The 20577-nt window shown below is 28.5% G+C and carries 18 protein-coding genes; 3 read left to right on the forward strand and 15 right to left on the reverse strand.

Going from position 1 to position 20577, the window contains the following annotated elements; translation table 11 throughout:
• Window positions 1–15: 15 nt before the first annotated feature.
• The 6 genes from BUA92_RS06130 to BUA92_RS06155 all read right to left on the reverse strand — a co-directional run bounded on the left by BUA92_RS06130 (window position 16) and on the right by BUA92_RS06155 (window position 5892).
• On the reverse strand, window positions 16–1053 hold the full coding sequence (locus BUA92_RS06130) for a V-type ATPase subunit (RefSeq protein WP_073017776.1): 1038 nt from the start codon (window positions 1051–1053) through the stop codon (window positions 16–18).
• 9 nt (window positions 1054–1062) lie between these two features.
• Window positions 1063–1377, reverse strand: coding sequence for a hypothetical protein (locus tag BUA92_RS06135; RefSeq protein WP_073017778.1), 315 nt, complete (start codon window positions 1375–1377; stop codon window positions 1063–1065).
• Window positions 1378–1615: 238 nt separating this feature from the next.
• Window positions 1616–3319, reverse strand: a complete 1704-nt coding sequence (locus BUA92_RS06140) for a B12-binding domain-containing radical SAM protein (protein WP_073017780.1) — start codon at window positions 3317–3319, stop codon at window positions 1616–1618.
• The gene (locus tag BUA92_RS06145; protein ID WP_073017782.1) at window positions 3225–3824 is read right to left on the reverse strand and encodes a hypothetical protein; all 600 of its coding nucleotides are present in this window, start codon (window positions 3822–3824) and stop codon (window positions 3225–3227) included. Before BUA92_RS06145 ends, BUA92_RS06140 begins: the two co-directional genes overlap by 95 nt.
• A gap of 63 nt (window positions 3825–3887) precedes the next feature.
• Window positions 3888–4607, reverse strand: a complete 720-nt coding sequence (locus BUA92_RS06150) for a zinc dependent phospholipase C family protein (protein WP_073017785.1) — start codon at window positions 4605–4607, stop codon at window positions 3888–3890.
• Between the two features lies 1 nt (window position 4608).
• Window positions 4609–5892 (reverse strand): PQQ-dependent sugar dehydrogenase family protein, encoded by a 1284-nt coding sequence (locus BUA92_RS06155; protein WP_073017787.1) that lies wholly within the window; start codon window positions 5890–5892, stop codon window positions 4609–4611.
• Between the two features lie 134 nt (window positions 5893–6026).
• Between BUA92_RS06155 and spoVB the strand changes: the two genes are divergently transcribed.
• Complete coding sequence (spoVB, locus tag BUA92_RS06160) at window positions 6027–7532, forward strand: stage V sporulation protein B (protein ID WP_073017789.1); 1506 nt, start codon at window positions 6027–6029, stop codon at window positions 7530–7532.
• 90 nt (window positions 7533–7622) lie between these two features.
• Here the strand turns inward: spoVB and BUA92_RS06165 are convergent, their stop codons facing one another.
• The 6 genes from BUA92_RS06165 to BUA92_RS06190 form a co-directional block, all read right to left on the reverse strand.
• Window positions 7623–9233 (reverse strand): putative polysaccharide biosynthesis protein, encoded by a 1611-nt coding sequence (locus BUA92_RS06165; protein WP_073017791.1) that lies wholly within the window; start codon window positions 9231–9233, stop codon window positions 7623–7625.
• Window positions 9234–9253: 20 nt separating this feature from the next.
• The gene (locus BUA92_RS06170) at window positions 9254–10216 is read right to left on the reverse strand and encodes an RluA family pseudouridine synthase (protein WP_073017792.1); all 963 of its coding nucleotides are present in this window, start codon (window positions 10214–10216) and stop codon (window positions 9254–9256) included.
• 50 nt (window positions 10217–10266) lie between these two features.
• Window positions 10267–11445: a M20 metallopeptidase family protein gene (locus BUA92_RS06175; protein ID WP_073017794.1), complete on the reverse strand. Its 1179-nt coding sequence runs from the start codon at window positions 11443–11445 to the stop codon at window positions 10267–10269.
• A 16-nt stretch (window positions 11446–11461) separates the two neighbouring features.
• Window positions 11462–13429 carry a cell division FtsA domain-containing protein gene (locus BUA92_RS06180; protein ID WP_073017796.1) on the reverse strand — a complete coding sequence of 656 codons (1968 nt, stop codon included), beginning with the start codon at window positions 13427–13429 and terminating at the stop codon, window positions 11462–11464.
• A gap of 73 nt (window positions 13430–13502) precedes the next feature.
• Window positions 13503–13820 (reverse strand): hypothetical protein, encoded by a 318-nt coding sequence (locus BUA92_RS06185; RefSeq protein WP_073017798.1) that lies wholly within the window; start codon window positions 13818–13820, stop codon window positions 13503–13505.
• 41 nt (window positions 13821–13861) lie between these two features.
• Window positions 13862–15826, reverse strand: a complete 1965-nt coding sequence (locus BUA92_RS06190; protein WP_073017800.1) for an ATP-dependent helicase — start codon at window positions 15824–15826, stop codon at window positions 13862–13864.
• Between the two features lie 128 nt (window positions 15827–15954).
• Here BUA92_RS06190 and BUA92_RS06195 point away from each other — a divergent pair, with 128 nt between their 5' ends.
• Complete coding sequence (locus BUA92_RS06195) at window positions 15955–17424, forward strand: nicotinate phosphoribosyltransferase (RefSeq protein WP_073017802.1); 1470 nt, start codon at window positions 15955–15957, stop codon at window positions 17422–17424.
• Window positions 17425–17446: 22 nt separating this feature from the next.
• On the opposite strand, the gene BUA92_RS06200 is transcribed toward BUA92_RS06195, so the two are convergent.
• The gene (locus BUA92_RS06200; RefSeq protein WP_073017804.1) at window positions 17447–17656 is read right to left on the reverse strand and encodes a hypothetical protein; all 210 of its coding nucleotides are present in this window, start codon (window positions 17654–17656) and stop codon (window positions 17447–17449) included.
• Between the two features lie 107 nt (window positions 17657–17763).
• Entirely contained in the window at window positions 17764–18093 is a 330-nt protein-coding gene (locus tag BUA92_RS06205; protein WP_021802869.1) for a hypothetical protein, read from the reverse strand.
• 822 nt (window positions 18094–18915) lie between these two features.
• Between BUA92_RS06205 and perR the strand changes: the two genes are divergently transcribed.
• Window positions 18916–19329 (forward strand): transcriptional regulator PerR, encoded by a 414-nt coding sequence (gene perR, locus BUA92_RS06210; RefSeq protein WP_021802870.1) that lies wholly within the window; start codon window positions 18916–18918, stop codon window positions 19327–19329.
• 27 nt (window positions 19330–19356) lie between these two features.
• Here perR and BUA92_RS06215 read toward each other — a convergent pair whose 3' ends face one another.
• Window positions 19357–20559, reverse strand: coding sequence for an ABC transporter substrate-binding protein (locus BUA92_RS06215; RefSeq protein ID WP_073017806.1), 1203 nt, complete (start codon window positions 20557–20559; stop codon window positions 19357–19359).
• Between the last annotated feature and the right edge of the window lie 18 nt (window positions 20560–20577).

Below are 20577 nucleotides of genomic sequence, written 5' to 3' on the forward strand. Positions count from 1 at the left end.
AACCTCACCTCCAAATTACAAGCTTACTGAAACATAATTCATAGCATTATTATCCCCATAGTATCTCTTTTGTTCTACAATTGAAACTATATCTTTCATCTCTATCCTATACAGGTTTAAATAGCTCATAAGCATTCCAAAATTCTGCTTATTTTCTTTTAAATACTTACCATAATATTTTTTTTCATACTCCCTTTCTCTTTTCTCAATAGTTTTAGTCTCATCTTGCTCGTAAATATACCCATATTTTGTGTTTCTTATAATATCATGAAACTCCTCTCCATTTTTTGCATAACATAAAAGTTTAATCTTCTCTTTCGAAAGCTTAAACCCATCATAAATAGTATAATTAAAAAGCTCTTCTGAACTTAAATTGAAGAATTTTTTCCCTCTATAAATCCAGCTTAAATTTAAAAGATCACCTTCTAAACCTATTATTTCATCTATAATTTCTCTATTTTCTTTATCTAAATGTTTAAGTTCTTTTCTTATATTAGAAAAATAGATAAAATCTAATTCAGTTTCAATTCTAAATAATCCATTCACATCTATATCTTTTATAAGATTTTTTATACTTTTATAATAAATAGTCTCTTTTAATCGTTCAATCAGCACATTTAAGTCTTTTGAATCTAGTAGATATGAGTAATCTAAAGTGCTTAAAGAACTTCTAGCTATCAAAGTCCTCTCTATTTCTTCTTTAGATCTACCTATATACTTCCCTCTAATTATTATTTTTAAGTCCTCTATTTCCCACTTCAAAAAAAGATTCTTAATGAATTTTCTATATTCTCCACTAAAGTAACTAATAAATTTATTATGTATAGATACATAATGTCTATATAAAATTATTTCTAATTCTCCTCTATTTATTTTGTCAAGATCATACTGTTTCAACACTTCTCCATAATAAGTATTTTCTTTTAAAATGGTTAATACATCTTTAAACCCTTTGCTATTAAGCAGCTGATAATATTGATTCTTCTTTAACATTTTTCCTTTTAAGGTCTTTATCTTTGAATTTACAGCACTAAATTTAACTATATTCCCCATATCATTGCCTCATAATGAATTAATTATTTTTAGAAAAACTTCATTTACTATTTGATCAGAGGTCTCAGCATATTTATTTTTAATTAATTCTATAGATTCTTCTTTTTCTTTAGAAATTGACTTTGCTTTTTCCTCTGCAACCCCAAGTTTCTCATTCATTATATCCTCTCGTATTTTCTTTTCTTCAATGACCCATTCTTGCCTAAGTTCATTAATATTTTTTTCTAATTCCATCTCTTTTTCTATCAATAGTTTCTCTATTCCTTGGCGATAAGTTTCAGCATCTTTGTCAATACTAATAATTTTATTCATTACAAACTCCAAATTATTGACCTCCTTGATTTTATATCTCTGCTTATAATATACATTTATGTATATTATAATGACTTTTAGCACCTCTGTCCAAATCTGATCTTTATACTATATTGAAGCAATTGCGATATAAATTGTAGTTTATACAAAAATTCAAAGTATTTTAATATAATTTACTGAAAATTCATCTTATTAAGAATTTTCGTAAAAAAAGCTCTGTTCCTACTAAATAAGAAACAGAGCTTTTTTATTATATTAAATCTTTCTCTTTAATAATTTTAGTAACATCTATAAAATTATTAAAATCTCTTTCATCAAAAATTAAATAACAATCATCTTCTTTTATTACATCATTATTAACAAAACCAATTATATCTATACTAAACTTTTCTATATGATAACTATCATAATCTAACTCAATTATTTTGTTTCGTTTAGCTTCCTTTATATTTTTTTCTAAATCTTTATTAACTTCTCTTATAAGAAAATCAGGCAGCCATCTTTTTTTATTAAAACACAAATAATCATATTTTATTATTTCTTTTAAAATTCTTTCTTCTTTATCCTGCATTTTATCATTATAAAAATCTAGAAATACCTTGTAATATTCTACACTTCCTATATTTCTATTAAAATATCCTTTTTCCTCAAAAAAGTTTCCGAGCTCTTTAAAGAAGTCAAAAGGTGTTTCGAATCTAGGTATTAGATATTTTAATATATTTGAAAACTTTCCTGAATTATTGTACTTATCAACCATCTCATCTATTTTTTTAAGTTCTAATATTTCAAAATAATTTATGTATGATGTCTTTAAAACTTCATATGGAGGATAAGGTGAATATTCAATACCCCATTCTTCTGCTTCAATTCTCATATCTGACCCTCTTAAAAGTTTTAAAAACCCTAGCTGCACCATTTCAACTCCAAGGTTATATACATCATTAAAGGATTTTTTAAAGGATTCATAATCTTCCCCAGATAGTCCTGCTATTAGGTCTAAATGTTGATGAATATTATCTCCTTTTTTTATTTCAACTACCTTTTCCTTAATGTCTTCAAATGTTATTGTTCTATTTATATTTTTTAATATTTGTGGATTGGTGGTTTGAACTCCAACCTCTAGTTGAAATCTTCCTTTTGGTGCTGTGTTTAAAAGTTTTATCTCATCATCTTTTAATATATCTGCTGATACCTCAAAATGAAATCTTGTCTTAGTATCTGAATTAATTAAAAAACTCCAAATCTCCATAACAAATTTATGATTGCAGTTAAATGTTCTATCTACAAATTTAACTAACCTAACCTTTTTATCCATAAAAAATTGCAGTTCTTTTTTAACTCTTTCAGTATCTAAAAATCTTACTCCATGAATAGTAGAGCTTAAGCAATATTTACAAGAAAATGGACATCCTCTACTAGCTTCATAATAAACCATCTTATCTTCAAGATTATCTTCATCAGAATAGGGAAATATTATGTCATTCATGTTCATAAGCTTTCTTTCCCCATTAAAATAAACTTCTCCATCTTTTTTGAAATATAAGCCTTTTATTTTACTTAAATGTAACTCTCCTAATTTATATAAAACAAAATCTCTATAAGTTTCTTCCCCTTCTCCTGATATTATGTAGTCCACTTTATTGTTTTGAAAGAAACCTTCGCTATCATAAGATACTTCTGGCCCGCCATATAATATTTCTATATTTTCATCAACTCTTTTTATAAGTTCAGTTAATCTCTCTACATACTCTAAATTCCATATATATGCTGAAAAAGCTACAACATCTGGTTTTTCCTTAATTATTTCTTTTAATATATTTTCAACTCTATCATTTATAGTGACTTCTTTTATTACTGCCTCATAATTTAAGTCCAGTGTAAAAGACCTCAGGTATCTCACTGCTAGATTGCTGTGGATGAATTGAGAGTTTATTGCTAGCAATAGTATCTTCATTTGTATTACTTCCTTTCTGTTTCTTAGCCTTTATATAGTAAACATCTTCCCATACTTTAGTTTCTTGTATTTCAAAGTATTTTTCAAGTGTTTTTTTCCCGTCTTCTTCTCCCCATTCCTTTAAGAAGTTAATATCCCTTAAAGTAAACTCCTTAATCTTATCTCCTGGAAGTATAACTCTTAATTTATTTTTATATATTTGATTTTTATATTTTATCATATCCCATAAAAATATTTCACCATCTTCTTTAATAAGGGGATATATTTCATTTAACATATTCTCTCGTTCTTTTTGTGTATTTATTTTACCTAAAGAAAAAAATAATACGCATGTATCGTATTCAAAAGTTCCCATAGCTTTAGAATCATCCACATAATCTACAGCTACTTCTTCATCTAAAAACTTTTTAATATTATATATTATTCCGTAATTTTCTCCTCCAACATCTAATATATTTCCTTCAAAATTAACATCATTCATATTTAAAACTATTGTTTTATTCATAAAACCCCACCTATTTTACATTATATACCATTTAATATTCTATAAATAAAAAAAAATCCCTCCTTAATTGGAAGAATTTTTCTCTAAAAAGTTTTTATTATAATAATCTAAAAGAAAACCTGCTGTACTTTGTTGCGCTCTAGATAATATTTTCAATGCTATACTATAATATCTTTCTTCTTTTTCCAAAATATTATTATATTCTTCATGAACCCCATAGGCATAAAGAGCATTTTCTTTTATATATTCCCTTACAGTTTTATACTCTATTATCCCTTTTTCTTCTGTAAAATCATAATCATTAAAGAGTCTAGATATTATCCATAATTCGAATTCCCTATGTTTTTTTAATAACTTATTATTAACATGATGTGGTACAGTAGAGTCTTGAACCAAATGACAAGCTGCCCCTAAAAAGAATAATGCCTTATCCATTTCTCCTTTTTTTAAGTGATCTAAAGATAATTTATAATATTTCTCACACTCTGCTAAAGCATTAGAAAATCCATATAATCCTTTTTCCTTTTTATAGTGAAAAAAGTGATTACTACTCTTAAAATCTCCATCTGCCCATGTAACGCCTGCATTTAACGCTTTTATATTTTTTTTGTAAAACTTCCAAGCTTCTACTTCCCCATGATTGTGTAATATTTGTATGCTCTGAACATTTATGAACTTATGGATTATGCATGTAGTTTTTACTGCTATTTTCTTTATTGGATTTACTGCAAAAAACACACCTCTAAGCATTTTCCCATATGCATTCTCTATTCTCTTTACCATCTTATTTCACCTCTTTAGTTAAATTAACCTTTATTATTATCGTTATTATAAAAATCAGTAATATGCTTATTATTGAAATCAGTAATCTTTGAGAAAATGTGTTTATTAATTTATTTTCTTTATAAACTTCATATATTATTCCTTCATTTTTCTCAAGCATAAAAATTCTATCCTTGAATTTTTCTATATCAATAATCTCTCCATTCCCCTTAATATTAATCAAACTACTTGAAATTCTATCTTTAGTTAAACTAACTAGCCTTTTTTCGTTTTTATCAAAGAAAAGTATTGCATTTTCACTTGAAAAATCGCCCTGTTTATCTATAGTTAAAGCCTGTAGGCTATCTATTCTCTCACTTTGGTAAAAAGGTGCTTCTGGATTTACTGTAGGATGTTTATCCAATAAAAATGTAGTTTTTTCACTTTCAGCTTCATTAAATCTAGCAGAATTAACTGGATCTCCACCACTATAGTCTGGCCATCCGTACCAATATCCTTTTTTTATATTATAAATATAGTCTACGTCACTTTTTATAGGTCTTAAGCCTCTGTTTTCCATTCCTCCTACTATTCCAAATAACTCACCAGAAGAATAAAAATCCCAGCCTTTTATATTTCTTATTCCCCATGCAAACAGCTCACTTTTACTATTATTTATATTGTAAGTAATTATAGATGCATTACCAGGATAAGCAGCTTTCACAACCTGACCCTCTGAGGTTTTAGTGCCATATTCAACGAAAGCTCCTGTTTTGTCTCCATCAAAATTCTTTCCTTTTAAGGTTATTTTTATTGGAGATAAATCATAGGTTTTCCCATCTTCAGCTACCCCAGAATTAGTTGCCGCACCTATGGAAATATAAATTTTATCTTCATTTATTGCTAGTTTACTATTTGGGTACTCTCCTGAATTAGGTAAGTTTGATAATAGCTCTTTATCCTCTTCCGTTTTAATATTATATTGAAATAGAGAATTCCCTGATATATAAAATATATTACCTTTATTATACATAATAGATTGTATATTTCTATTACGATTTAGTAAAATTTTATTTTCTTTACCATCAGATCTTATAGTCCTAACTTCATTTTCGAAGGCTACTAATACATTACCTTCCTCATCTATGGATATATCTTTAGCTCCATTTAAGCCTTTAGCTTTAATATCATATTCATATCCCTTCATTACATCTAACTTAACTTTATCTTTAGATAAATTATATGCTATAAACGCTCCTATTGTAATAACACATGATAATGCCACAAAACCTAAAAACTTCTTCACACTCACTCCCCCTAATACAACCTCTATTTATTTATATTTAGGTAAAGTAATAATAATTACAAAAGCTTTCATCATGGTTATATTTAACAATAATTCAGAATAGTAATTATTAATGTTCAAAGGAGGGATACTTTTTGAAAAGCAACTCATTTTACAAAAATTCATTTATACTAACCTCCTCCAATATTGCAACTGGAGTTTTAGGTTTTATTTTTTCAATATATTTATCAAAAGTTTTAGGACCAGAAGGTGTTGGTTTATATGGTCTTGTTATGCCTATATATAATCTTTTTATAGGTCTAATGACTGCCGGTATTATAGCTGCTATTTCAAAAATATCTGCACTTTATAGTAGCAAAAATGATTATGGCAATTTAATTAAAACTTTAAGAACTGTGGCTTTTTTTAATTTAATATGGGCTGCGATAATTAGTATTGTGGTGTTTTTCTTTGCTCCGTATATAGGTGCCTATGGGGTAAATGATTCAAGAACTATAAATGCTATAAGAGTTACTTGTCCTGCGATGTTTTTCATTGCAGTTTCAAACATACTTAAAGGATATTTCTTTGGAGTTTCAAAAATTTCTATACCATCTTTTATTGATATTTTAGAAAAAGCTTTAAGAATATTTATCTTGGCTTCATTAATATATTTCCTAAAGGCTAAAAGTCTTTCTGCACTAGTTACTGTTGCATATTTTTCTTTATGTATTGGAGAATTACAAAGCCTTATACTTCTTTTTATTTATTATAAACACACCTTAAGGAATGTGCCTAAGGTATATACAAAAACAGAAAGAAGACCTCAACTATTGTTTGATGTCTTAGTAATATCTCTTCCATTAGCTTTAAATAGTTTTCTGACTTCAATATTTAGCACAACAGCTACATTGATAGTACCCCGGAGACTTATGGCTTCTGGACTTACTTATTCTGAAGCATTAGCTATGATAGGTAAATTTAATGGAATGGCCTTTGTTATTGTTACTTTTCCCATAATAGTTATTTCATCTATTAATTCACTTTTAATTCCTGATTTATCACAAACCATGGGAAGTAAAGACTATTTCAATGCTTCTAATAGAATAAAGCAAGTAATTAAAATTGCTTTTCTTTTAGGATTATGTACTTTTATACTCTGTCAGCTTATTCCAGACTCTCTTGGGTATATGTTTTTTACTAGAAATGATCTTGGCTCTTATATTAAAGCAGCGTCATTTGCTAGCCCAATTTTATTCCCAGCCATAAGCATGTTTGGGATATTAAATGGTTTAGGTAAACAAGGTATAATAGTTCGAAATTCTTTAATAATTGAAATAGTTGAAATAAGCTCTTTATTTATTTTAACATCTATACCTTCTATAAATATTTATGGAATAGCTATTACAGCTGTTATAACTTCTGCAATAGGATTGACAATAAATTTAAGAGAAGTAAATAAGGTTATTAGCTTAGAATTTTCTTATATAAACATACTAATTTATATATTTATAGGAATTTTAGCATATATGAGTATCGGCTTATTACTTAATCTCTTCAGCTCAGATACAATACTTATTAAAAACTTGATAGTAATGTCTCTCATAGGTGCTTTATTTATATTTTTACTATTTGCAAGCAGGCGACTTGGAGAAGATTAAATAATAGCCATCACCCCTTTTGTGTGGCTTTCCTATAGTAACAAAAAAGACTATAGTGCTAACTTTTTAAAGCTAATACTATAGTCTTTTCTATTTTAAATGTTTTCTCATGAAAGAAGGTATTTTACCATATATTCTTGGTGACATATCTTCTATTTCTTTTCTTCTTATGCCTTTTGTAAATATCATCATATATGCATAGGTAACTACCCCAACCATTATATAAGTGAAGGTTAGAATAATCATAAATATTCTTCTCTCCATAAACCAGCTTGGCAATATTGCAGTAAGTAATAATCTTGTTATCATAATACTTATTGACATTCCTATAGCTGAAACTGTTGGCTTAATTGCTGTTCTTATAAGTGGTATTTTGACTTTAATAGTCTTTTGTAACTTCATTTGATTTAGAATAACCGGGAATAAGTAACATGCAAATCCTCCAACTATTGCTCCATAAATATTTATACTTGGAATTCCAACTAACACATAGTTAACTATTATTTTAGCTATTATTCCTGTCCCAAAACTTAATATTAGGAAACTAAATTTATTAACTCCTTGAAGCATAGTAGATTGTATCTGATTTAACGCCATTAAAACTACTACTCCTGAACCATACAGCATAAGCATACTACCTGTTAAATTATTATAAAAAGATTTATATATCTCATTATAAAGAACTGCTAAGCCAAAAGCCGCAGGAATTGTTATACCATAGGTCATTCTAAATGCAAAACTTACTTTTCTCTTAAGCTCCTTCTTATCTTTTAAAACTACAGACCTAGATATAGCAGGAAGTAATGCTGCCCCTAAAGAGATAATAAAGATAAGTGGAACATTTACTAAAGTCTTATATTTCCCTAACAATCCATATAAAATATCTTGATTACTTTGTGAATATCCAATGGCCTGTAATCTAGCACTTACATTAAACATGTCTATCATTGATCCAAAATTAGCTAATCCAGCACTTAAAGTTATAGGCAAACCATATCTAATTATTCTTTTCATTATTTTTTTATCAGATATACGTCTTCCAGTATAAGGTTGTTTTGATGCTTCATCTATAAATCTTTTTCTTTTGAATATTATTATGAGATATATACAAGCTACTAATGCTCCTACTGAAGTACCTACAGTTCCCCCTGCACTTCCAAGCTCATCAGATGTTTTTATAAGTATTGTTGCAAAAGTCAAACTTACAATTACATTTATAATTTGCTCTAACACCTGAGATATAGCAAGGGAATCCATACTGTTTCTTCCATTAAAATATCCTCTATAACTCACAAGCACAGATGTTATAACTATTGTAGGTGATAAAACCATAAGTCCATAAGTTACCCCTGGGCTTTTGCTTAACTCAGCTATAGGTCTGGCAAAAACAAATAGTATAACAGTAAATATACTTCCTATTATTAAAAGCATCCTTCTAGATAGCTTAAAAGCTCTTATTGCATCTCGTTCTCTTCCTAAAGCTCTAAGTTCTGCAACTATCTTACATACGGCAACCTGCATCCCAGTGTTAGAAACCGCATATATAAAAACAAAAACCTCATAAGTCTTATTATATATCCCATATGCTTCATCACCTATACGACCAATTAAAAAAGGAATATATAATACAGATAAAATCTTAACTAAAAGCCCTGCTATAGATAATATGGCAAAGCCTTTAGTTGTTGATTGTTCTTTCATAAGAAAACCCCTATCTTATACTAAAATTTAAACACATCCGTCTTTATCTTCTTAAACATTGGCGGAAGTCCTTCTGCTATGGTTTTATTTTTAAGATAGCTAAATTTCTCTGGTACATTTTTAAATATAACTTTATATGCGTATAAATATTGATAATCTAGTGCGAATTTATTATTAAAAAATGAATTTAGCTTTTTCTCCCCATACTTTGCATCTCCTATTATCGGATTGCCAAGTTCTGCTAAGTGAGCTCTTAATTGATGACTTCTTCCTGTTATAAGCTCTATCTCAATTAATGAAAAAGCTCCATTACTTTGTATAGTTTTAACTTCCATAGCAATTTTTTTAGAGTTTGGAACTCTATCATTATATACTTTAGATACATTATTTTCTTGATTCTTTAATATGTACCCTTCATAAACCCTATCTTTTATACGACCTTTTACTAAGGCTGTATAATATTTTTTAACTTCCCTGTCTCTTATAAGTTCATTTAAACTTTTTAAAGCCTCGAAGTTTTTACCGAAAAACACCATTCCAGATGTATTTCTATCTAATCTATTACAAGAAGCTGGTGTAAAAGTAACCTCTTTTTCTGGAAGATAATCCCCTTTATCATTAAGATAGCTTAATACATAATCTGTTAAAGTTGGAGGACCATCTTTTTTATCAGAATGTACTAATACTCCTGGCCATTTCTCAACAAGTAAAAGATTTTCATCTTCATATGTAATTTTTAATCCTGAAGCATCAACTTTTTGAAAGTTAGGTTCTTTTTTCTTCGTTTCAGTAGTTATGTATTTTACTTCAACTAAGTCTCCTACCTCTAAAGAATACTTCTCCTTTTGCTTTTTCCCATTAACTTTAACGTCACCTTTTCTAAGTGCTTTAAATATAACGCTTAATGGCACATCTTTTAGTAATTTTCTTAAAAATTTATCTAATCTCTGCCCTGCTTCATTTGTTCCTATTTCTATTTTCACACAATCAACTCCAAATGTATATTTCTCCATCTAAATAGATTAATATTAAATTACTTTCTTGTCAAATAATCAAATGCGCTTTGACATTGAATAGCTACTCCTACTGGTAGAGAATCTTCATCTATATCGAATAGAGCATTATGTATAGGACTAACTATATTTCTTTCTTTATTACCTATTCCTAAAAAGTAAAAGGCAGCATTTCTCTCCATCGCAAAATATGCAAAACTTTCTACTCCCATAAATGGAACAAGCTGCTCTTTAACATTTTCTTTACCTATAATTTTAACTGCGGCTTCTGAAACTAAGTCTACCATATCATCATTATTATAAAGACAAGGATAACTTTCTTGTATTTCTATTTCATAATCCCCTCTAAAAGCTGTTGTTATGCTTTTAGTTATCTCTTCTACTCTCTTTTTAGCATATTCTCTATCTTCTGTTGTCATGGTTCTTATTATTCCCTTTAATGTAACTTCGTCAGGGATTACATTTTCTGCGTATCCACCATTTATACTACCTACAGTTATAACTGCTGGATTAACAGGTGAAATTTCTCTACTTACTAAAGGTTGAAGCGCAAGAACAAGATGTGATGCCATTACTATAGGATCTACAGCGTTATGAGGTTCTGCTCCATGCCCACCTTTCCCTTTAACCTTTATCTTAAATGGATTAGACGCAGCGTTAACAACACCTTTTTTTATTTTAATTTCACCAGCACTTAATGCCTCATTTACATGAAGTCCAATTATTCCATCTACTTTAGGGTTTTCTAGAACACCTTCACCTATCATAAATCTCGAACCCCCAACAGTCTCTTCTGCTGGTTCAAATAAAAGCTTAACATTCCCTTTTAATTCTGATTTATACTTATTTAAAAGCTTAGCTGCACCTAATAATATGGTTGTATGAGCATCATGTCCACATGCATGCATTTTACCATCAACCTTTGATTTATAATCACAACTTTTTTTGTCTTGAATAGGTAACCCATCTATATCTGCTCTTAATGCTATAGTCTTACCTTCTTGTCCTCCTTTTATAACTGCACATATACCAGTTTTAGCAACTTCTGTATATGGAATTCCTTCACTTTTAAGGAACTCTTTAATTACTCCAGAGGTTCTCCATTCCTCAAATCCTAGCTCTGGATTTTCGTGAAAATCTCTTCTCCATGCCACTAGCTCTTTTTTTATTGCCTTTGCTTCTTCTAGAAAATCTATCATAACTTGCCCCCTTCTACTAACTCCAAAATACTTCTATATTATCCCCATTTTTTAACATATCAGTATAAGCTGCTGCTTTTCCATTTAATTTTAAATTTATACTTCCTTTTGCATGAGAAAGATCAAACTCAATATAGTTAAAAACATCCACAAACACATAGCTTTTTCTTCCAGATAAAACTACTTCTTTTCCGTTAATATTAACTTTTAATATTTCTCCGCTTGTATTAACACTTTCTTCAACATTTTTAACTTTTGTAGTTAAATTATCTCCCTCTTTTATTATGTACTCATTTCCCAATTCTATATTCTCTTTATATAATTTAATTTCTTTACCAAATAAATATTTTTTAATATCATCTATGGTCTTAGGAATAATTACTTGTACTTCATCTTCCTCTTTCACATATTCAGTTGGAGAAACAGTTTCTCCATTTTTAATAAATATAGGCTCTAAATTATGATTTTCATCGTCTATTTTAAAGCTTAAGGTATTGATTTCTTCAATTAAATTAATACATTTGACAGATGCATTTTTGCCTTCTTTTGCATAGATAAGCTCTATATTGTCTCCATTTTTAACTTTGCTGTCTAATGTCTCTTCTTTTCCATTTATGTATACTTTGGCTTTATCACCTAATTCTCCAAAAGCCACTCTTTTAACGCCATTTAAAGTATATCTTAAGCTTTTCCCGTTTCTGGCCATAAGAACCTTAGGGCTAATTCCAGCTTGAATTAATACATCCATAACCTTGTGACTGTGAGAATTAAATAAACTTATAACTTTATCGTTAAGTACCACATCTATATAATCTCGTCCTGCACTTTTAACCCCCACTAATGCTATTCCTAATACAGTTACACCTACACTCCCCATGTTGTTATCTAATACAACACATTGAGTGACTGCTTCTCTTCCTCTTATAGCAACTCTTTGCTCTTGAAGATTTAATTTTTTAGCTAATAATTCTTTCATCATTGGAGTATGAGCCCCTCCACCTACTAAAAATACCGCTGATGGAGACTTACCACCATTTAAAGAAATAATTCTACTTGAAACTTCTTCTGATATTTTTTCTACAACTGGTTTTATAATATTTAAAACTTCGTCTTTAGATACGGTATTTTCAAGACCTATGATATCTAAATATTCAACTTTATCCTTTGTAGAAATCTCTCTTTTAATTTTTTCTGCCATATTAAAATCTACCAAAAGAGCTTGTACAATAGCTTCTGTGACTTCATCCCCAGCTAAAGGAACCATTCCATAAGCAGCTATAGTTTCATTCGATGATATTGCTATATCTGACGTTCCAGCTCCTATATCTACTAATGCTAAGTTTAATAGTCTTAAGTTTGGAGGTATTACAGCCTCCATAGCTGCTATAGGCTCTAAAGTCATGTTTATTATTTTTAATCCAACTCTATTCATAACTCCATAAAGGGATTCAATTACTGACTTCGGTAAAAATGTTGCTATTACTTCTGCTTTTATTTGCTCCCCTTTATGTCCTAATAGATTAGATATACTATATCCATTTAAATAATAGTTTTTAATACTATATCCAACTGCATATAACTTTCCTTGTTTTTCTCTTTGAATCTCTTCTTGAGCCTTACTTACTCCAAGAAGTTCCAAACCTCTTATTACATCCTTAGTGATTTCCTCATTAGAATCTAATTCTTGATCTACACTTACCTCTAAGGTTCTAAGAAATCTTCCAGCCGCTGCTATAAAAACTTCCTTTAACTCTTTTTCTAAAGATTTTTCTAACTTATTCTTAACGTGCATAACTTTAGACGCTACTAAAGTTATATCATGTATTTGTCCATCTATCATGGCTCTTTCATCATGTTCTATGTACTCTTCTGCTATAACATAAAATTTATTTTCCTTAATTACACCAACTGTTCCTATAACACTTCTTGTTCCTATATCTAATGCGAAAATTAAATCATCACCTTTAAAATCATTAATATCCATATCTGCATCTACTCCTTATAATAAAAGCTCATATTCATATGAATATGAGCATAATAAAATTATATTATATACGTTAATGCTTTTCAACAAAAGAAGACATTAAGGTTAACTTTCCTTGATTTTCTTCTATATATGGTAACTGTCTTATTAACATGTATATCAGATTAAAATTATCGTTTTGGTTATTAAGTTTTGAAGACATATCTATCTCTTTATACAGAAGCATTTTACACCAAAAGTCAATAAAGTCTTGAGAATCCAAAAACATAGTTTCTCCTTCATTATTTACAATGAAGCCTTCTTCATAACTTTTAATGTTTTCTAAATCATTAAATTTTCCTGCAATTACTAATGAGTTAACATCTTCCCACATTTTTTTAAATGAGACCATACAATCACTCCTTTTTTATATACCCCCAAGCAATCCATATTCTAACCTATAATACCATTTTTCACCAAGACTATCAATGAGAACTTTCTTTCGACTCCATTTTCGAAAACTATATCTATAGTATCTCCACTTATGTCCTTAACTATTCCACTGCCATAAGCTTTGTGCATTATTTTATCCCCATTTTTATAACCATAATCCCTGATTTCTTCTTTATAGTCTAACTCTTTTAAAAATACTGAACTATTAACAAATTTCCCCCTAATTGTTTTAGGAGAATAAATATATAAATTATTTATAGCTCTTGTTATTCCTACATAAAAAAGTCTTCTTTCTTCCTCAATATTTTTGGAATTTCCATGGGGTATTATTTCTTCACAGCAATTTAAAATATACACACTTTCAAACTCTAGCCCTTTAACACCATGAATAGTACTTAATAGTACCCCATCTTCTTTTGTTGTCCTCTTTAGGGAACTAAGCTCTTCTTTTACTAGTTCTACATGAGCTAAAAATAGACTTATTGTTTTAAATTCTGTAAGTATAGTTCTTAACTCTTGTATTATAATTTCTATATCATCTGAGGAGATTTTAAACTTTTCTGAATACTCTCTTATATATTCCCTATACTCTAAATCATTTAGCACATAATCTAAGGCGGTCATTATAGAGACCTTGTTTAGGTATGCTATATCACTTTTTAATCTATCTATTTTATTTAATTGAAAGCTTTTTAAATCTCCTTTATTGATAAGTTTACTAAATACATTATCCTTAATTATATCATTTCCCACTATATCTATATTTTGCTTGCTTATATATCTAAAAGGTTTATTTATTATTTTTTTAAAACTATTAAAATCATAGGGATCTACTGCTAACTTCATATACGCAATTATATCTTTACATATAAAATGCTCAAAAAAATTATACTCCTTATCTAAAAATCTAAATGGAATTTTTCTTTTAATTAATTCATCACTTATACTTCTCGCTTCAACATTTGTTCTATAAATCACAACATTTGTTGATAAAGGAATTCCCTGTGTATATTTTTCTTCTATACGATTAACAATATCCTCTCCTTGAAACTTTTCACTATATGGATTAATTAATCTAATTTCTCCATCACTTTTTCTATAATTTATTATTTCTTTAAAATTTCTATTTTTATTGTTTTCAATAAGTTTTTTAGAAATATCAACGATATTCTTTGAACTTCTATAATTGTAAGAAAGATATACCTTCCTTCCATTAAACTCTTCATGAAAATTAACCATACATTCTGGTCTAGATCCCCTAAAAGAATATATACACTGATCTTCATCACCTACACAAAATACACTATTGTTTTTATTTAAAAGTTTCAATATTTTAAGCTGCAAACTATCACAATCCTGAAATTCATCGACTAAAATACATCTAAACATCTTAGTATATTTATCTAATATACTCTGGTCCTCAGACAAAATCTTAAACATATTTATTTGTAAGTCGTCAAAGTCTAATAAGTCTTTCTCCTTTTTATATAATTCATATTGCTCAAAACAACTTGCTATAATGGAATCATCTATAGCTACCTCTCCTAAAGAAGTTTTATGCAGGGATATCGCATTTAAAACTTCCTTCACCTTGTCCTCTGATACATCATCTATGTATATCTTTAAGTTTTTTTCAATAATTCTATAAGTATCTGTGGATGAAATAATATCTATCTTTCCTAAGTGTCTTATTAATAGTTTATAAAACAATCCATGAAATGTTCCAAAGAAGGGAGCTTTCTTATCTATACTCTCTTTAAGATATCTTTCTTTCATATTTACGGCAGCGGATTTTGTGAAAGTAATCACAATAATATTCCCTGCACTTATACCTTTTTCTTCAATTAAATACCTTACTCTATTTACTATTACAGTGGTTTTTCCTGACCCTGGAGCCGCAACTACAAGTAAATTTCGTTCATCTGAAGTTGCAGCTTTTATTTGAAACTCATCTAATTTATACATAAAAATACCTCAAGTTACCTTATCATCTATATTATTGACATGTTATTTATTAAATAACTATATTGTAATAATTATCTTATAGGGTTACAATAATTTTATATTATTTTTTAGTAGAGGACGGTACTAATATGACTAAAGTTTTTGATGTTAAAAATGATAGAAATCTTACTATGCTTACTGATTTTTATGAATTAACTATGGGTAATGGTTACTTTAGTAATGATATCTATGATAAGGTAGCATATTTTGATATGTTTTTTAGAAGGGTTCCAGATGGCGGTGGATACTGCATTATGGCTGGAGTTGAACAATTAATTGAATATCTTAGCAACTTAAGATTCAATGATGATGATATAGAATATCTAAAAAGTAAAAATATATTTTCTCAAGATTTTTTAAATTATCTTAGAAACTTTGAATTTACTTGTGATGTATGGGCTGTTCCTGAGGGAAACCCTGTATTTCCTAATGAACCTTTAGTTACTGTAAAGGGACCAATAATCCAAGCACAATTTATTGAAACTATGATATTACTAACTATAAATCATCAAACATTAATAGCTACTAAAGCTAATAGAATATGTAGAGAAGCTGGTGGAAGGCCTGTAATCGAATTAGGTTCTAGACGTGCTCAAGGATACGACGGTGCAATATATGGTGCAAGAGCGGCAATGATAGGTGGCTGCACATCTACAGCATGCACAATAGCAGAGCAAATGTTTGATATTCCTGCTTCCGGTACTATGGCTCATAGCTGGGTACAATTATTTTCTACAGAATATGAAGCTTTTGCAGCTTGGGCAAAAACTTACCCAGATAATTGTGTTTTCTTAGTTGATACTTATAATGTAATCAAATCTGGTATACCTAATGCTATAAAAGTATTTGATGAAATTCTTACACCTCAAGGTTATAGACCAAGAGCTATAAGAATTGACTCAGGTGATATAACTTATCTTTCTAAAAAGTGTAGAAAAATGCTTGATGATGCAGGATATCCTGACTGTAAAATAATCGTTTCTAACTCTCTTGATGAATATATAATTAGTGATGTTCTAAAACAAGGAGCAACTATAGATATATTTGGAGTTGGTGAAAGATTAATAACAGCTAAAAGTGAACCTGTATTTGGTGGCGTATATAAATTAGTTGCTATTGAAGAAAACGGAGAAATTATTCCTAAGATAAAGATTAGTGAAAATGAAGAGAAAATTACGAATCCAGGTTTCAAAAAACTTTATAGAGTTTTTGATAAAAACAGTCATATGGCTATTGCTGACCTAATTGCTTTAGGAAATGAAAACCTTGATGAAAATGAACCTTTAGAGTTATTTAATCCTATCCACACTTGGAAAAGAAAAAAAGTAACTAATTATTATCTTAAAGACATGAGAGTTCAGATTTTTAACAAGGGTAAAAGCTGCTACTCTTCTCCATCAGTTATGGATATAAGAGACTTAGTAATAAGTGAAAGTGTTAAATTATGGCCGGAAGTTCTAAGATTTGAGAATCCACACACCTACTATGTAGACTTGTCTGAAGACTTATGGATACTAAAACAAGGATTACTTCATAAATATTCAAATATGTATAAATAAAGAGGATGATTTATCATCCTCTTTATTTATACACAGATATTTTAGGTAAATCTAATGAATTAAATTCTTCTTCATAGTTAAACCTATCAAAAGCACTCATAGATATATTTTTAACTTCTACTAGTTCCTTAAACGGACAAATCTCATCTGCTTTTAGTCCATCATGAATAGGACATTCAGAATAACAGTTAATTTTCTCCCCATTTATTGACCAAAATGGACACTGACTCATATTCATACCCCCATACCCGTAAAGGTTTCCACTTTAAATAATGTATTTTAATTATTAAATTATTTACTGATTATATTACCAGTAAATAATTTAATTTTTATTTTTATCTATTTTTTAAAATTTGTATTTTTAACCACAGATATATTTATTATCTCATTTTGAAAGGCCTTAAGAAGGGCTTTCTCTAAAACTTTTTCTTGATCAAAATTCTCTATATCTCTGCAAACAGCAAATACCTTATTTATCTCTCCATCAACATTTCTATATGTAAGAGTTACATTAGGATTGTTGTATTCTACATCAATGATCTTAAGTCCCCAAGAAATTTGTGCAAAGTCTTCATCTGTTTTAAGATAAGTTAATTCTTTTAATTTCTTTTTTTCTACATTTTCATCATTGACTATTATTAATTCTTCTCCAACTTTGTATTTTGCCATAACTTACACCTCCTGTTTTCATTATCTAATGTCTAGCCACTGTAACACTCCCATCTGACCTAAAGGAGAAAGTGAATCACACAAAATCAAAGATTTTGGTTCTCTACTTTTCTATTAAAGTGGGAGATAACAGTGGCACGCCCCTAGATTAGTTCAACTAACCTTCAGTGGGAGATTAAAACTCCCTCTGAAGCTAAGTTTCACTTTATAGAATAGTTTACCATTGTTAAATATTTCTTTCAACACCTAAATAAAGCATAACTCTAATTTATAACATATTTATTATAAATTTAACATTTTAAGTAATTTCACTTTATCCTTGTACAAAACTTCTCATTTAAAAATATTGTATTATTTTTAAATTTTATGTTGTTTTTTATACGTATATACTTTATTATTTTATATTGAGTATAAAAAATTTCCAGTAGAATTAGTTGTCCTAGATTTTACTAATACATGTGATTATCTATAATAACTAATTAATCTAATGCAGTCACTACGTGACGTGCTACAGGATAATAATACTAAATGACTTTAACGAGGCTTGAGAAAAAGCCTCTACAGCAATAAGGTGTGTAAAACAAAAAGAACAGTAAAACTGTTCTTAAAGTTAAATGAAATAAAATGAACATGGATTTATGAGGATTGTTAATTGTTTAACAACCATGTTTTTATTTTATCAAACTTTTCGTAGTAATACAAGCATTTTTTTATATTATTTGAAATTTATTTCTCTTTATGAATAAATTATTAATAAATAAGAATTGACAGTAAATAATTATTATCATATAATATAATTAATTAAATTCAAGGATGGTGACCATGGATAATATAACTTCTATTTTCAGAGAAAAAAAGCTTAAATTAACACCTCAAAGAATTGCTGTTTATAAGTACCTAAAAAGTACACATGAACATCCTTCAGCAGAAGTAATCTACAAAGCCCTTCAAACTGAATATCCTACTATGAGTCTGGCAACCGTATACAAAGCATTAAAAACTTTAGTAGAGGTTGGTCTTGTTCAAGAGATAAATGTTGGTGAAGGCAATTTTAGGTATGATGGTACTTTAGGACAGCATCCTCATGTTCAATGTGTTGAATGTGGTAGAGTCGATGATCTAGATACCTTAGACTTTAGTTCACTAAACACTGAGGCTGAACAAAACTCAAAGTACAAAATACTTTCAAACAAAATTTATTTCTATGGTGTTTGTGAAGAATGCCAAGAAAAATAAAGCTACTTTTTAGGTAGCTTTATTTTTTTACTTAATAATATCATTCCATTCATTACCGTCATATTTACCATTCATTACTTCTTTTAACTTTTCTTTTAGGCTTGATAAATATTTCTTAGGAATATTATAAAAGTAGAAAACATTATTTTCATTTGCGTTAACAATGTTTTTTGCCATAGCTCCCCTTACACCTTCTAAACTCATATCTAAGTTTTTATTAGCAACTATTATTCCTTCTTTTGATAAGTCAGAATACGTATCTTCTTTAACTAAATATCCCAATAACTTTCTAGAAGAATCCTTATTTTCTCCTTCAGCATAAAGAGATATCATTGCACCTAATCCTACAGGAGAAAACATTGTGTTTTCAGTCAAATTAATATTTGATATACTTTTTATTGAATTAACTTTTTTTATGTTTTTAGATAAAAATGATGTCCCTATTAATATAGGTATTTCTTCATTTTCAAGTTCTTCTATATTATGTTCTGAACCTACATAAAAGTTAGTTAGATTAAATTGTCCACTAGAAACTATTGAATTCATTATAGAAAACATCTGCTGCATAGATTCTAACTTTTTATAATCTTCTTCACTATCTCCATAAATATCTTTTAATTGAGATGACACTAATAAAAAATTAGCTATATAGGATGATAATGCTAACTCTAGACTAACCTCCTCAGGTAGAATATAGGGGATTTTTATATTTTTATCCCTTAAAGTTTTTAATAAATTTAACATATCTGCTGAATTTTCAGGGATTTTTATATTAAGTTTTTCGAGAGCCTTAGGGTTATATAAAAAATCTATTGTATATGGAAAAGCACCTATCCCATAATATTTATCCTTTAATCTTCCACTTGATGTATTTATATTATAAAAATTTTCATTATACTTTTCCTCTTTTATTATCTCATCTATTGCTTGTAGTTCATTTTCCTTAAATATTTCTATAAAACTACTTCTAGTAGTTATCAATATATCTGGAGACAAATCTTTATTACTAATTGCATCCTTAATATTATCTTTGGTTATTATCTGTAGATTAATCTCACTATTACTTTCTTTAAATTTATCTAATATTTTATTTAAATTATCCATAATAGGTATACTATTATTCTCTACTAAAACAATAACTTCTTTATCTCTACTCTTGTCAATTTTCTTGCAAGCTACTGGCATAAACCCTAAAATTAATACAAGCAAAAAACAAATATATTTCTTCATATATCACGCCTCCTTTAA

This window comes from Clostridium intestinale DSM 6191 (assembly GCF_900130055.1).
GTDB lineage: Bacteria > Bacillota > Clostridia > Clostridiales > Clostridiaceae > Clostridium_T > Clostridium_T intestinale.

Excerpts from the sequence above, each read along its gene's own strand:
- BUA92_RS06145 (WP_073017782.1), bottom strand. The coding sequence starts at position 3,824 with ATGAATAAAACAATAGTTTTAAATATGAATGATGTTAATTTTGAAGGA.
- BUA92_RS06175 (WP_073017794.1), bottom strand. The coding sequence starts at position 11,445 with ATGATAGATTTTCTAGAAGAAGCAAAGGCAATAAAAAAAGAGCTAGTG.
- perR (WP_021802870.1), top strand. The coding sequence starts at position 18,916 with ATGGATAATATAACTTCTATTTTCAGAGAAAAAAAGCTTAAATTAACA.
- BUA92_RS06190 (WP_073017800.1), bottom strand. The coding sequence starts at position 15,826 with ATGTATAAATTAGATGAGTTTCAAATAAAAGCTGCAACTTCAGATGAA.
- BUA92_RS06165 (WP_073017791.1), bottom strand. The coding sequence starts at position 9,233 with ATGAAAGAACAATCAACAACTAAAGGCTTTGCCATATTATCTATAGCA.
- BUA92_RS06150 (WP_073017785.1), bottom strand. The coding sequence starts at position 4,607 with ATGGTAAAGAGAATAGAGAATGCATATGGGAAAATGCTTAGAGGTGTG.
- BUA92_RS06195 (WP_073017802.1), top strand. The coding sequence starts at position 15,955 with ATGACTAAAGTTTTTGATGTTAAAAATGATAGAAATCTTACTATGCTT.
- BUA92_RS06205 (WP_021802869.1), bottom strand. The coding sequence starts at position 18,093 with ATGGCAAAATACAAAGTTGGAGAAGAATTAATAATAGTCAATGATGAA.
- BUA92_RS06215 (WP_073017806.1), bottom strand. The coding sequence starts at position 20,559 with ATGAAGAAATATATTTGTTTTTTGCTTGTATTAATTTTAGGGTTTATG.
- BUA92_RS06140 (WP_073017780.1), bottom strand. The coding sequence starts at position 3,319 with ATGAAGATACTATTGCTAGCAATAAACTCTCAATTCATCCACAGCAAT.
- BUA92_RS06185 (WP_073017798.1), bottom strand. The coding sequence starts at position 13,820 with ATGGTCTCATTTAAAAAAATGTGGGAAGATGTTAACTCATTAGTAATT.
- BUA92_RS06130 (WP_073017776.1), bottom strand. The coding sequence starts at position 1,053 with ATGGGGAATATAGTTAAATTTAGTGCTGTAAATTCAAAGATAAAGACC.
- BUA92_RS06200 (WP_073017804.1), bottom strand. The coding sequence starts at position 17,656 with ATGAGTCAGTGTCCATTTTGGTCAATAAATGGGGAGAAAATTAACTGT.
- BUA92_RS06180 (WP_073017796.1), bottom strand. The coding sequence starts at position 13,429 with ATGGATATTAATGATTTTAAAGGTGATGATTTAATTTTCGCATTAGAT.